Here is a 12,686-nt window from a genome sequence, read left to right as displayed (position 1 = left end):
AACTCCATAAGTTGACTGCTGGTCCATTTACTTTCTCCGAAGATATGGACCGACGGTCAAGTTGTCAACGAAAGTGGTGTGATGGCTCCCAGAGAACGTGCGGACGCGGCACGCAACCGGCGCGTCATCCTGGATGTCACCGCGGCACTGCTCGCCGAACACGGACCCGAGGCCGTCACGATGGATCGGGTCGCCGCCGCGGCCGGAGTGGGAAAGGGGACGATCTTCCATCGGTTCGGAAACCGGGCGGGTCTCCTGCACGAACTGGTGGCCGAAAGTGCGGCCGATTTGATGGCGGCCGTCACCGACGGTCCGCCGCCCCTGGGGCCCGGGGCGGCCGCGGCCGACCGGCTGCTCGCCTTCTTCGACGCCATGGCGCGGTTGGTGATCGACAATCTGGCGCTGATGGAGGTCTATCGGTCGGTCCCGCCGCATCCGCGCACCGGGGAGTTCCATCGGTTCTGGCGGGACCACATCACCGCATTACTGCGTGAAGCGCGGCCCGACCTGGATGCGGAGACGGTCGGCCGGCTGCTGATGGACGGTTTGGCCGGCCAAACCGTGCCGGATATGGTCCGGGCGGGATCGTCCGATCGGCTGCTGGCGGCGGTCGCGCAGCAGGTGGGCGCGGTGCTGCGCGCGTAGCGGGGTTCAGCGCACGTTGCGCGGGCGGAACTGGATGCTGATTCGCGGCCCGGTTGCCCGGCGGGTCTTGGGTACCGCGTGTTCCCAGGTGCGCTGACAGGAGCCGCCCATGACGAGAAGGTCGCCGTGGCCCGGGTGGAAGCGCAGACTCGGCCCGCCGGTCCGGGGGCGTAGCAGCAGCGGTCGGGGCGCGCCCAGGGTCAGGATGGCGACCATGGTGTCGTGGGTGGCGCCGCGCCCGATGGTGTCGCCGTGCCAGGCGACGCTGTCGCGGCCGTCACGGTAGTAGCAGAACCCCGCGGTGCGGAACGGTTCACCGAGTTCCGGGGCGTAGTACTCGCTGAGCGATTCGCGTGCCTCGGCCAGAACGGGGTCGGGCAGCGGGTCGGATTCGCCGAAGAAGCAGAGCAATCGCGGAACATCGACGATCCGGTCGTACATGGGCCGTTTCTCGGCCTGCCACGGCACGGTCGCGGCGAGCCGATCGAACAGGTCGTCGGCACCGAGCAGCCAGCCCGGGCGTAGGTCGACCCAGGCGCCGGCCGTGAGGTGGGTCCGCCGGACGCCGGTGAGCGGGACGAGTTCCGCCGCGCCGAATCCGTCGAACAGCGATCCCTGTAGTGCCATGCGCACAGCCTAACCCAATCTTCGAACATATGTTCCCATAGGTCGCGCCGGCCGGTAGGTGCGTCCTGTGCCGAATGTTCCCGGTGGGAGATCTCGCCGGATCCCACCGCCGCGGCCGATCCCCGGAGCTAACGTCTCGGGTGGTGCCGGCCACCGGGCCGGTCCACAACAGTCTTGGCAGGGGAGAACCGTCGATGACCGACCCTTCTGTACATGTGCCGACGGCCGGTGTGGCCATGACCGCGATCGGAGTGGCGCTGATCAGGGAGCGGGAGAGCCGCCGGCCGGACCGGCTCTACGACGATCCGCTCGCCGCGGCGTTCGTCGCGGCGGCCCGGACCGGATTCGACCCGCGGCGTTGGGCGCGGCTGGAGGAACTGGCCGACCAGTTCTTCGAAGGCCGTTCGCTGGCGGTCCGCGTGGTGGACGACAGTGTCACCGAAGCGGTGGCGCAGGGATGCGGGCAGATCGTCCTGCTCGGCGCGGGGCTGGACACCCGGGTATTCCGGCTCGGGCTGCCCGCCGAGACCGTGTTCTTCGAAGTGGACCTGCCCGAACTGTTCGAGTTCAAGGAGCCGGTGCTGGCCGCCCACGACGCGCGGCCGGATTGTGTTCGCCGGGTCGTGTCGGCCGATCTGCGCGGCGACTGGGCGGGTGCGCTGGCGGGGCAGGGGTTCGGGCCCGGGGTGCCCACGCTGTGGGTGGACGAGGGGGTTCTCAACTATCTCCCGAGAAACGATGCCCACGCGGTGGCGGAGACGATTACCGGATTGTCGGCGCCGGGCAGTCGATTCGGTATCGGCCGGTTCGAGGTCGATTCCGCCGCGCCGCAGTACCGGGCGCTGCGAGAACTGGTGGCGGACGACAGCGCTGCCGTGCGCCCGGTCAACGGGCTCGGCCCGGACTCCGAATCCTGGTTCGCCGAGCACGGCTGGCGCACCGTGTTTCGCGCCTGGAACGATCTCGTCGCGCCGTACGGCCGTCCCGGCATGGGGGATGTTCCCGGGATGGGGACGGTGCTCGCCATCCGCGAATGATCGGCCGGGCGGGGTGATTCCTCGCTTCGTCAGGGGCTCCAGTGCGTGCGCAGCCGGGCGAGGACCGCGAGCGTGGCGGGCCCGGGCAGGCGGCGCGGGTGGGTCAGGACGCGGATTTCGCAGGGCGGTAGCTCCGGGCCGCGGAGCACGCCCAGGACGCCGGCGCGGATCTCGGATTCGACGGTGACCGTAGGCAGCGCCGTCCAGCCCAATTCGCTGACCACACACCGTTTGATGGCCTCGACGCTGCCGAACCGGGAGCGGCGGCCCGGCCGGACTCCGGTGGCGGCCAGGCGGGCGGCCACCTCGTCGCTGTACCCGCAGCCCTCTTCGATCAGGAGCGCGTCGCGCGCGGCAAGATCATCCCAGGTGGCGGGGGTGCCGGATCGGTCCGGATGATCGAGGAGAAGAAGCGGTTCGGCGCCGATCCGTTCCGCCCCCAGTTCGGTGACGGGGGCCCGAGGTTCCATGATGAGACCCAGTTCGGCGCTACCCCGGCGCACCGCCTCGGTGGCCTCGCCGAGACCGGCCGGTCCGACCCATATCTGGATACCGGGTTCCCGGATCCGGAGCGCGGAGATGATCGCCGGTAACCGGTAGGTGCACAGGGATTCGGGGGCGACGATCCGCACCGTGCCGGTCGGGCGGGTGCTACCGCGCGTCGCGTCGTGGAGGCGGTGCTCGGCGTCGAGTATGTCCTCCGCGTGTTCGATGAGCCGGGCGCCGATATCGGTCACCACGGCACCCGACGGCAGGCGGTCGAGCAGGCGCCGGCCCAGCTGCTGTTCGAGCCTGTGAATATGCCCGGTGACCGTGGACTGCGTGTAACCGAGATCGAGCGCCGCCGTGGTGAAACTTCCCGTGCGCGCGACCGCGAGGAAGCTGCGCAGAATCCTGGTGTCCATCGACGGTGTCCGTGGAGTCGGGTGGTGGTGTGGTCGTGGTGCTATCGAGTTTCGTGATGACCTGGATAGAAACTCATTGTTGGACAGAATACCCCGCGACGGTGAGGGTGGGTGGAGACCGAAGGAAGGAGTGCAGGGGCGAATGACCAGGGAGATCGAGGGCGGCGGTGGAAGCTTCCGTACGCGGGTGGCGTCGCGATCGTCCGGTGGGCCCGGATCCTCGCGCGGATTCGCCGTACTGCTGGCGGTGACCTTCCTGGCGTTCGTCGATTACGCCGCATTGCTGCCGGTGGTGCCGCTGTGGGCGGCCTCCGGGGGTGCGGACAGTGTGGCTGTGGGGGCGACCACCGGAGTCATGATGGCGGCCACCGTGGCCACGCAACTGGCGGTCCCGTGGCTGTTCGAGATTGCCGGACTGCGCACGATGGTGGTCGTCGGCGCCGTGCTGCTCGGGGCGCCGACGCCGCTGTACCTGCTGTCCGCGGAGTGGGCGCCGATCGCCGCGATCACGGTGCTGCGCGGTGTGGGTTTCGCGCTGGTGGTGACAGCGGGAGCGACGCTGGTCGCCGATCTCGCGGCCGAAGGCCGGCTGGCCTCGGCGGCGTCCCGGTACGGAGTCGCGGCGGCGCTGCCGAACCTCGCCGTTCTCGCCGGTGGTGTCTGGGCGGCGCGCACCTGGGGTTTCGCGGTGGTGTTCTGGGGTGCCACGGTGGCCTGCCTGGCGGGTGCGCTGCTGGCGGTGTGGTTGCCGGCCCGACGGCGCGGGAAGTTCCGGTTCACCTCGATGGCCGACGCCGCGGGGGTCGGGGCACCGATCGTGCTGTTCCTGGCGACGGCGGCGTCGTTCGGGGCGGCCACCACCTTCCTGCCGGTGGCGATCGAGGAGCCCGGAACCGGCTTCCGGGCGCTACTGGCGGCCTCGGCGGGGCTGGTCTGCGCGCGGCTGGCGGCGGGCGCGTTCGGAGATCGGTACGGTGCCGGGCGGTTGTTGCCGTTCGCGGTGCTGTCCTGCGCGGCCGGGCTGGGATGCCTGGGCGCATCCCTCGCGGCCGCGCCGGGGCCGCTGCTGATCCTCGGGGCGGCGCTGCTGGGCGCGGGATTCGGTGCCTGTCAGAATGATTCGTTCGTACTCACCCTCGAACGTCTGGGCCGCGGCCGCAGCGGGACGGCGAGCACGATCTGGAATATCGCCTACGACGGAGGCCTGGGTGCCGGTGCCGCGGCGCTCGGCTGGTTCATCGGCAGCGCCGGGTACGCGGGGGCCTTCTTCGGTATGGCCGCGGTCGTGGGTGCGCTGGCGGCCATGCTTTTCCGGTTGCCGGGGCGGCGGGCAGCGTGATCACGGTGCTGACCGGGGCCGGAGGTATTGCGGGCCGGCGGCGTAATCGCCCTCACATCCGCGCCGGGCGCGCCCGTTCATGGCGCGGATCACACTCCTGTGCGCGTTCTCACCTGGTGAAAGACGCCAGTGGGCGGCTGATAGGCTGCTCCGCGTAAGACATCCTTTAACGGACCGTCCGGTGAGGCGGGGAAGGAGGTCGGCATGGCTGTGCCCGAAGAACGGGCCGCCACATCCGGCGCTGCCGAATCGACGCCACCCCCGCAACGGCATACGCCGGAATGGGTGGCGGCGGGCCGGGAGCTGTTGTCTCCCTCCGATGTCGGCCGGACCATCGCGCGTATCGCGCATCAGATCATCGAACGCACCGCCCTCGATTCCGGCGATTCCGATGTCCCCCGGGTGGTGCTGATCGGGATCCCGACCCGCGGCACCACGCTCGCGACCCGGCTCACCGACAAGATCGAGGAGTTCTCCGGCGTACGCCCGGCGCTGGGATCGCTCGACATCACGCTCTACCGCGACGATCTGCGCAGCAAACCCCATCGTCCGCTGGAGCGGACCTCGGTGCCCGAGGGCGGGATCGAGGACGCACTCGTCGTCCTGGTCGACGATGTGCTGTTCTCCGGACGCACGGTCCGGTCCGCCCTGGACGGGCTGCGCGATCTGGGCCGGCCCCGCGCCGTCCAGCTCGCGGTCCTCGTCGACCGCGGGCATCGCGAACTGCCGATCCGGGCCGATTTCGTCGGTAAGAACGTGCCCACCGCGCGCACCGAGGACGTTTCGGTGCTGCTGACCGAACACGACGGCCGCGACGGTGTTTTCCTGCATCAGGGGGAGGGACAGTGAGACATCTGCTGACGGTGACCGACCTGGATCGGGACACCGCCACCGAACTGCTCGACGAAGCCGAACGCTTCGAACAGGCGCTGCTCGGCCGCGAGGTGCACAAACTTCCCACCCTGCGTGGGCGCACGGTGATGACCGTGTTCTTCGAGAACTCCACCCGCACCCGGGTCTCGTTCGAGGTCGCCGGCAAGTGGATGAGCGCCGATGTGATCAACGTGAGCGCGAGCAGTTCCTCGGTTTCCAAGGGTGAATCGCTGCGTGATACCGCCCTGACCCTGCACGCCGCCGGCGCCGACGCGCTGATCGTGCGGCATCCGGCGTCCGGTGCGGCTCACCAGATCACCCGCTGGTTCGAGGACTGGTCGCGCCGATCGGGTAGCGGCGTGCCGGCGGTGATCAACGCCGGCGACGGTACGCACGAACACCCCACCCAGGCGCTGCTGGACGCGCTGACCCTGCGGCAGCGGCTCGGGGATATCGCCGGGCGGCGAGTGGTGATCGTCGGCGATATCCTGCACAGCCGCGTCGCGCGGTCCAACGCGTTCCTGCTCTCCACCCTCGGTGCGGAAGTGGTGCTGGTGGCGCCTCGGACGCTGCTTCCGGTGGGCGTCGAGGGCTGGCCGGTCCGGGTGTCCACGGACCTGGACTCCGAACTGCCGGGCGCGGACGCCGTGCTGATGCTCCGGGTGCAGGCGGAACGGATGAACGGCGGATTCTTCCCGTCGGCGCGGGAGTACTCGATCCGCTACGGCCTGTCCGAGCGCAGGCTGGCGTTGCTCGACGAGCATGCGGTGGTACTGCATCCCGGGCCGATGCTGCGCGGTATGGAGATCGCGTCGTCGGTGGCCGATTCGCCGCGCGCCGCGGTGTTGCAACAGGTGACGAATGGAGTCCATATGCGGATGGCGGTGCTGTTCCGCCTGCTGATCGGTGTGCAGGAGGTCGCGGCGTGAGCGGGTCGGGGGCGGAGGCGGTGCTGATCACCGGGGTGCGTCTGTACGGGGACGGCGAACCTGTCGACGTCCTGATCTCGGGCGGTGTCATCCGGGAGATCGGTACCGGCCTGACCACCGAGGACGCGGAGATCATCGACGGCGCGGGGCAGGTGCTGCTGCCCGGTTTCGTGGATCTGCACACCCACCTGCGCGAACCCGGCCGCGAGGACACCGAGACCATCGAATCCGGTTCGGCCGCCGCGGCGCTGGGCGGATACACGGCGGTCTTCGCCATGGCCAACACCTCCCCGGTAGCCGACACCCAGGTGGTGACCGACCATGTCTGGCGGCGCGGGCAGGAGGTCGGGCTCGTCGACGTGTACCCGGTCGGCGCGGTCACGGTGGGTCTCGGCGGCGCACAGCTCGCCGAGATGGGCACCATGGCCTCCGGTGTGGGCGCGGTGCGGATGTTCTCCGACGACGGTCATTGTGTGCACGACCCGCTGATCATGCGGCGCGCGCTCGAATACGCCCGCTCGCTCGGTGTGCTCATCGCCCAGCATGCGGAGGAGCCCCGGCTGACCCGCGGCGCGGTCGCGCACGAGGGTCCGACGGCGGCCCGGCTGGGTCTGGCGGGCTGGCCGCGGGCCGCCGAGGAATCCATCGTCGCCCGCGACGCGCTGCTGGCCCGCGACGCCGGTGCGCGGGTGCATATCTGTCACGCCTCCACCGCGGGCACCGTGGAGCTGGTGAAATGGGCCAAGGGGCAGGGTATCGAGATCACCGCCGAGGTGACCCCGCATCATCTGCTGCTCACCGATGCCCGGCTCGAGACCTACGACGCGGTGAACAAGGTGAACCCGCCGCTGCGTGAACTCTCCGATACCGAGGCGCTGCGGCGGGCGCTGGCCGAGGGGATCGTCGACTGTGTCGCCACCGATCACGCCCCGCACGCCGAACAGGACAAATGCTGCGAGTTCGCGGCGGCCCGGCCCGGCATGCTGGGTTTGCAGACCGCGCTGTCGATCATCGTGGAGACCATGGTGCGGCCCGGTCTGCTGGACTGGCGCGGGGTGGCCCGGGTGATGAGCGAACGCCCCGCCGAAATCGTCGGGCTCGACGATCAGGGCCGGCCGATCGCGGTGGGCGAGCCTGCCAACCTGGTGCTGGTCGATCCCGACGCCACCTGGACCGTCGCCGGCGCGGATCTCGCGAGTATCGCGAACAACACCCCTTTCGAGACGATGTCGCTGCCCGGCCGGGTGACGACCACACTGCTGCGCGGCCGGATCACCGCCCGCGACGGTGTGGTCGCCGTGACCGCCGGCGCCGGGGCAGGAGAGCGCTGATGGAACGCACACTCTGGGTGATCCTCTGCGTCGCGCTGTGGCTGCTGGCGATGTACCTGATGTATCGGGGCTGGCGCAATCGCGCGGCCCGGCAGGCCGAGCGGATCGGCGAACTGCCGCCGGTACCGCAGGACACCGGCGCGCGGGTGCTGGAGCCGACCACGGGCCTCTACCTCGGCAGCACCATGGCGCCGAGCTGGCAGGACCGCATCGCGGTGGGCGATCTCGGGTACCGGGCCACCGCGGAACTGAGCCGCTACGAGAAGGGGATCCTGCTGGAACGCCAGGGCGCCACGCCGATCTGGATCCCGCAGGAATCCGTGACCGTGATCCGGACCGAACGCGGGCACGCGGGCAAGGTGATGACCGAAGGCGGAGTGCTGGTGATCCGCTGGACACTGCCCACCGGGACCGAGATCGACACCGGATTCCGCGGCGACGACAAGACGGTGTATCCGGCCTGGGCGCGGGCAACGACGGGAGACGACGAACAATGACGAGCACGACGACGGCCGCGGCCCTGGTTCTCGAGGACGGACGGGTGTTCCGGGGCACCTCCTACGGTGCGCTGGGCCAGACCCTCGGCGAAGCGGTGTTCTGCACCGCGATGACCGGCTATCAGGAAACCCTGACCGATCCGAGCTATCACCGCCAGATCGTGGTGGCCACGGCACCGCAGATCGGCAACACCGGCTGGAACGACGAGGACGACGAATCGCAGCGCATCTGGGTCGCCGGGTACGCGGTGCGCGATCCCGCGCGCCGCGCCTCGAACTGGCGCGCCACCGGCACCCTGCCGGATCAGCTGGAACAGCAGAACATCGTCGGTATCGCCGGTATCGACACCCGCGCGGTGGTGCGGCATCTGCGCAGCCGCGGGTCGATGAAGGCCGGTATCTTCTCCGGCCCGGCGCTCGCCGGGACCGAGGAACTCCTCGGCCGGGTGAACGGTCAGCAGTCCATGCTGGGTGCCGATCTCGCCGGTGAGGTGAGTACCGAGCAGGTCTACACGATCGAACCCGCCGGGGCCCCCCGATTCACCGTCGTCGCGGTCGACCTCGGCATCAAATCCAACACCCCGCGCATGTTCGCCGAGCGCGGCATGCGGGTGCACGTGGTGCCCTCGTCGGCGACCCTGGACCAGATCCTGGAACTGAAACCCGACGGTGCCTTCCTGTCCAACGGCCCGGGCGACCCGGCCACCGCGGACGGCGCGGTCGCGCTGACCCAGGGGCTGCTCGACAAGGGCCTGCCGCTGTTCGGAATCTGCTTCGGCAACCAGATCCTGGGCCGCGCCCTCGGCCGCGGGACCTACAAGATGAAGTTCGGGCACCGGGGCATCAACATCCCGGTGGTCGAACACGAAACCGGCCGTATCTCCATCACCGCGCAGAACCACGGGTTCGCGCTGGAAGGGGAGCGCGGCGAGCAGTTCGACACCCCGTTCGGCAAAGCCGAGGTCAGCCATGTCTGCGCCAACGACGGCGTCGTGGAGGGGGTGCGCCTGATCGACGGCCGCGCCTTCTCCGTGCAATACCACCCGGAAGCGGCCGCCGGACCCCATGACGCCGCGTACTTGTTCGACCGGTTCGCCGGTCTGATGAAGGGAGTCTGATGCCACGCCGTACCGACCTCGAACATATTCTGGTCATCGGTTCGGGTCCGATCGTCATCGGTCAGGCGTGCGAGTTCGACTACTCGGGCACCCAGGCCTGCCGGGTGCTGCGCGCGGAGGGCCTGCGGGTATCGCTGGTCAACTCCAATCCGGCCACCATCATGACCGACCCGGAATTCGCCGATTCCACCTACGTGGAGCCGATCACCCCGGAATTCGTCGAAAAGGTCATCGAGCGGGAACGCCCCGACGCGCTGCTGGCGACCCTCGGTGGGCAGACCGCGTTGAACACCGCCGTCGCGCTGCACGAGCGCGGGGTGCTGGAGAAGTACGGGGTCGAACTGATCGGCGCCGATTTCGACGCCATCCAGCGCGGTGAGGACCGGCAGAAGTTCAAGGACATCGTCGCCAAAGTCGGTGGCGAGAGCGCCCGCTCCCGGGTCTGCCACACCATGGACGAAGTCCGTGACACCGTGAACGAACTGGGTTTCCCGGTCGTGGTGCGGCCCTCGTTCACCATGGGCGGGCTCGGTTCCGGGATGGCCTACGACGACAACGATCTGGACCGGATCGCCGGTGGTGGGCTGGCGGCCTCGCCCACCGCGAACGTCCTCATCGAGGAATCCATCCTGGGCTGGAAGGAATACGAGCTCGAGCTGATGCGCGACGGCCGCGACAACGTCGTGATCGTCTGCTCGATCGAGAACGTGGACCCGATGGGGGTGCACACCGGTGATTCGATGACGGTGGCTCCCGCGCTGACCCTCACCGACCGCGAGTACCAGAGCATGCGGGATCTGGGTATCGCGATCCTGCGCGAGGTCGGTGTGGACACCGGCGGCTGCAATATCCAGTTCGCGGTGAACCCCGCCGATGGCCGCCTCATCGTCATCGAGATGAACCCCCGTGTCTCGCGTTCCTCGGCGCTGGCGTCGAAGGCCACCGGTTTCCCGATCGCCAAGATCGCCGCGAAGCTGGCCATCGGGTACACGCTCGACGAGATCGTCAACGACATCACGAAGGAAACGCCCGCCTGCTTCGAGCCCACCCTGGACTATGTGGTGGTGAAGGCGCCGCGGTTCGCGTTCGAGAAGTTCCCGGGCGCGGACCCGACGCTGACCACCACCATGAAATCGGTGGGCGAGGCCATGTCGCTGGGACGCAACTTCGCCGAGGCGCTCGGCAAGGTGCTGCGGTCACTGGAAACCAAGGCCACCGGTTTCTGGACCGCCGAGGACGGCAGATGGGCGCCGGCCTCCGCCGATCAGGCCGATATCGACGCCGCGATCACCGAGATCCTCACGGATCTGCGCACGCCCACCGAGGGTCGTATCTATCAGGTGGAGCGCGCCCTGCGGTTCGGCGCGAGCATCGAGGACGTCGCCGAGGCGTCCGGAATCGACCCGTGGTTCGTCGCCGAGATCGCCGGGTTGGTGGACCTGCGTGCCGAGCTGCTGGAGACCCCGGTCCTGGACGAAGCGCTGCTGCGGCGGGCGAAGTACCACGGCCTGTCGGATCGCCAGATCGCCGCGCTGCGGCCGGAACTGGCGGGGGAGACCGGTGTGCGGGCCCTGCGGCACCGGCTCGGTGTCCGGCCGGTGTTCAAAACCGTCGATACCTGTGCCGCCGAGTTCGAGGCCAAGACCCCGTATCACTATTCGGCCTACGAACTCGACCCCGCGGCCGAATCCGAGGTCGCGCCCCAGCCCGATCGCGACAAGGTGATCATCCTGGGGTCCGGGCCCAACCGGATCGGCCAGGGCATCGAATTCGACTACTCGTGTGTGCACGCCGCGCAGACCCTGTCGGCGGCCGGATACGAGACGGTCATGGTCAACTGCAACCCGGAGACGGTGTCCACCGACTACGACACCGCCGACCGTCTCTATTTCGAACCCCTCACCTTCGAGGATGTGCTCGAGGTCTATCACGCCGAATCCGAATCCGGCACGGTCGCCGGCGTGATCGTGCAGCTCGGCGGCCAGACCCCGCTCGGTCTCGCGGAGAAGCTCACCGCCGCCGGAGTCCCGCTGGTCGGCACCAGTGCCGCCGCCATCGACCTCGCCGAGGATCGCGGCGAATTCGGCGACGTCCTGGTCGCCGCCGGGCTGCCCGCGCCCAAGTACGGCACCGCCACCACCTTCGAACAGGCCCGCAAGATCGCGGCCGAGATCGGCTACCCGGTGCTGGTTCGGCCGTCCTACGTGCTGGGCGGTCGCGGAATGGAGATCGTCTACGACGAACAGTCCCTCGAGGGCTACATCTCCCGCGCCACCGAACTCAGCCCCGAACACCCGGTGCTGGTGGATCGATTCCTGGAAGACGCCATCGAAATCGACGTCGACGCGCTCTGCGACGGCGACGAGGTGTTCCTCGGCGGGGTGATGGAGCATATCGAGGAAGCCGGTATCCACTCCGGCGACTCGGCCTGCGCGCTGCCGCCGATCACGCTGGGGCGCAGCGATATCGAGGCGGTACGGCGCTCCACCATCGCGCTCGCCAAGGGGATCGGCGTCAAAGGTCTGCTGAACGTGCAGTACGCCCTCAAGGACGATGTGCTCTACGTCCTCGAGGCCAATCCGCGCGCCAGCCGCACGGTGCCGTTCGTCTCCAAGGCCACCGCGGTGCCCCTGGCCAAGGCGGCGGCGCGGATCATGCTCGGCACCACCATCGCCGAACTGCGTAAGGAAGGCATGCTGCCAGAGGGCGACGGCGGTCATGTGCCGCTGGACGCGCCGGTGGCGGTGAAGGAAGCGGTACTGCAGTTCCACCGCTTCCGCAGCCCAGACGGCAGCCAGGTGGATTCGCTGCTGTCACCGGAGATGAAATCCACCGGCGAGGTGATGGGGATCGACGCCGATTTCGGGACCGCCTTCGCCAAGAGCCAATCCGCTGCCTACGGATCACTGCCCACCGAGGGCACCGTATTCGTCTCCATCGCCAACCGGGACAAACGCGCCATGGTGTTCCCGGTGAAACGCCTGCACGACCTCGGCTTCCGGATCCTGGCCACCGCCGGAACCGCGGAAATGCTGCGCCGCAACGGGATCCCGTGCGAACAGGTGCGCAAACATTCCGACCCCGTTTCGTCCGGCGGCGGCAGCGCACCTCCCGAGCCGTCCATCGTGGACCAGATCCGCGACGGGGAGGTCGATATGGTCTTCAACACCCCCTATGGCAATGCGGGTCCCCGCGTGGACGGCTACGAGATCCGCAGCGCGGCCGTCGGTGTGAACATCCCCTGCATCACCACCGTGCAGGGCGCGGCGGCGGCGGTCCAGGGCATCGAGGCGAGTATCGCCGGCGGGTTGGGTGTGCGTTCCCTGCAGGAACTGCATTCGGCGCTGCGTGGCTAACGGGACGGTCGTGGCGGGCGGCGAGGCGG

General features: G+C 69.1%; 11 protein-coding genes. 9 read left to right on the top strand and 2 right to left on the bottom strand.

The window, feature by feature from the left end:
- The first annotated feature begins 81 nt into the window (after positions 1 to 81).
- The gene (locus AB0F41_RS24505; RefSeq protein WP_357427572.1) at positions 82 to 645 is read left to right on the top strand and encodes a helix-turn-helix domain-containing protein; all 564 of its coding nucleotides are present in this window, start codon (positions 82 to 84) and stop codon (positions 643 to 645) included.
- Positions 646 to 651: 6 nt separating this feature from the next.
- Here the strand turns inward: AB0F41_RS24505 and AB0F41_RS24500 are convergent, their stop codons facing one another.
- Positions 652 to 1,272 carry an alpha-ketoglutarate-dependent dioxygenase AlkB gene (locus tag AB0F41_RS24500; protein WP_357427570.1) on the bottom strand — a complete coding sequence of 207 codons (621 nt, stop codon included), beginning with the start codon at positions 1,270 to 1,272 and terminating at the stop codon, positions 652 to 654.
- Between the two features lie 194 nt (positions 1,273 to 1,466).
- Here AB0F41_RS24500 and AB0F41_RS24495 point away from each other — a divergent pair, with 194 nt between their 5' ends.
- Positions 1,467 to 2,309, top strand: coding sequence for an SAM-dependent methyltransferase (locus tag AB0F41_RS24495; protein WP_357427568.1), 843 nt, complete (start codon positions 1,467 to 1,469; stop codon positions 2,307 to 2,309).
- A gap of 29 nt (positions 2,310 to 2,338) precedes the next feature.
- On the opposite strand, the gene AB0F41_RS24490 is transcribed toward AB0F41_RS24495, so the two are convergent.
- Entirely contained in the window at positions 2,339 to 3,214 is an 876-nt protein-coding gene (locus AB0F41_RS24490; protein WP_357427566.1) for a LysR family transcriptional regulator, read from the bottom strand.
- A 142-nt stretch (positions 3,215 to 3,356) separates the two neighbouring features.
- On the opposite strand from AB0F41_RS24490, the gene AB0F41_RS24485 reads away from it, so the two are divergent.
- The 7 genes from AB0F41_RS24485 (at position 3,357) to carB (ending at position 12,657) form a co-directional block, all read left to right on the top strand.
- A complete protein-coding gene (locus tag AB0F41_RS24485) occupies positions 3,357 to 4,553 on the top strand; it encodes an MFS transporter (protein ID WP_357427564.1) in 1,197 nt (398 codons plus the stop codon).
- Positions 4,554 to 4,757: 204 nt separating this feature from the next.
- Entirely contained in the window at positions 4,758 to 5,402 is a 645-nt protein-coding gene (gene pyrR, locus AB0F41_RS24480; RefSeq protein WP_357427562.1) for a bifunctional pyr operon transcriptional regulator/uracil phosphoribosyltransferase PyrR, read from the top strand.
- The gene (locus tag AB0F41_RS24475; protein ID WP_357427560.1) at positions 5,399 to 6,355 is read left to right on the top strand and encodes an aspartate carbamoyltransferase catalytic subunit; all 957 of its coding nucleotides are present in this window, start codon (positions 5,399 to 5,401) and stop codon (positions 6,353 to 6,355) included. The genes pyrR and AB0F41_RS24475 overlap by 4 nt, the downstream gene beginning before the upstream one ends.
- Positions 6,352 to 7,686, top strand: a complete 1,335-nt coding sequence (locus AB0F41_RS24470) for a dihydroorotase (protein WP_357427558.1) — start codon at positions 6,352 to 6,354, stop codon at positions 7,684 to 7,686. The genes AB0F41_RS24475 and AB0F41_RS24470 overlap by 4 nt, the downstream gene beginning before the upstream one ends.
- Positions 7,686 to 8,183 carry a transporter gene (locus AB0F41_RS24465; protein WP_357427557.1) on the top strand — a complete coding sequence of 166 codons (498 nt, stop codon included), beginning with the start codon at positions 7,686 to 7,688 and terminating at the stop codon, positions 8,181 to 8,183. Before AB0F41_RS24470 ends, AB0F41_RS24465 begins: the two co-directional genes overlap by 1 nt.
- The gene (gene carA / locus AB0F41_RS24460) at positions 8,180 to 9,301 is read left to right on the top strand and encodes a glutamine-hydrolyzing carbamoyl-phosphate synthase small subunit (RefSeq protein ID WP_357427555.1); all 1,122 of its coding nucleotides are present in this window, start codon (positions 8,180 to 8,182) and stop codon (positions 9,299 to 9,301) included. Before AB0F41_RS24465 ends, carA begins: the two co-directional genes overlap by 4 nt.
- Positions 9,301 to 12,657 (top strand): carbamoyl-phosphate synthase large subunit, encoded by a 3,357-nt coding sequence (carB, locus tag AB0F41_RS24455; RefSeq protein ID WP_357427552.1) that lies wholly within the window; start codon positions 9,301 to 9,303, stop codon positions 12,655 to 12,657. Before carA ends, carB begins: the two co-directional genes overlap by 1 nt.
- Positions 12,658 to 12,686 lie beyond the last annotated feature (29 nt).

The organism is Nocardia sp. NPDC024068 (genome assembly GCF_040638875.1).
Taxonomy (GTDB): domain Bacteria; phylum Actinomycetota; class Actinomycetes; order Mycobacteriales; family Mycobacteriaceae; genus Nocardia.
This window is presented reverse-complemented; position numbering and strand designations above follow the sequence as displayed.

What these genes read in the sequence shown, in the direction of transcription:
- AB0F41_RS24505 (WP_357427572.1), top strand. Translation starts at nt 82, where the DNA reads ATGGCTCCCAGAGAACGTGCGGACGCGGCACGCAACCGGCGCGTCATC.
- AB0F41_RS24500 (WP_357427570.1), bottom strand. Translation starts at nt 1,272, where the DNA reads ATGGCACTACAGGGATCGCTGTTCGACGGATTCGGCGCGGCGGAACTC.
- AB0F41_RS24495 (WP_357427568.1), top strand. Translation starts at nt 1,467, where the DNA reads ATGACCGACCCTTCTGTACATGTGCCGACGGCCGGTGTGGCCATGACC.
- AB0F41_RS24490 (WP_357427566.1), bottom strand. Translation starts at nt 3,214, where the DNA reads ATGGACACCAGGATTCTGCGCAGCTTCCTCGCGGTCGCGCGCACGGGA.
- AB0F41_RS24485 (WP_357427564.1), top strand. Translation starts at nt 3,357, where the DNA reads ATGACCAGGGAGATCGAGGGCGGCGGTGGAAGCTTCCGTACGCGGGTG.
- pyrR (WP_357427562.1), top strand. Translation starts at nt 4,758, where the DNA reads ATGGCTGTGCCCGAAGAACGGGCCGCCACATCCGGCGCTGCCGAATCG.
- AB0F41_RS24465 (WP_357427557.1), top strand. Translation starts at nt 7,686, where the DNA reads ATGGAACGCACACTCTGGGTGATCCTCTGCGTCGCGCTGTGGCTGCTG.
- carA (WP_357427555.1), top strand. Translation starts at nt 8,180, where the DNA reads ATGACGAGCACGACGACGGCCGCGGCCCTGGTTCTCGAGGACGGACGG.
- carB (WP_357427552.1), top strand. Translation starts at nt 9,301, where the DNA reads ATGCCACGCCGTACCGACCTCGAACATATTCTGGTCATCGGTTCGGGT.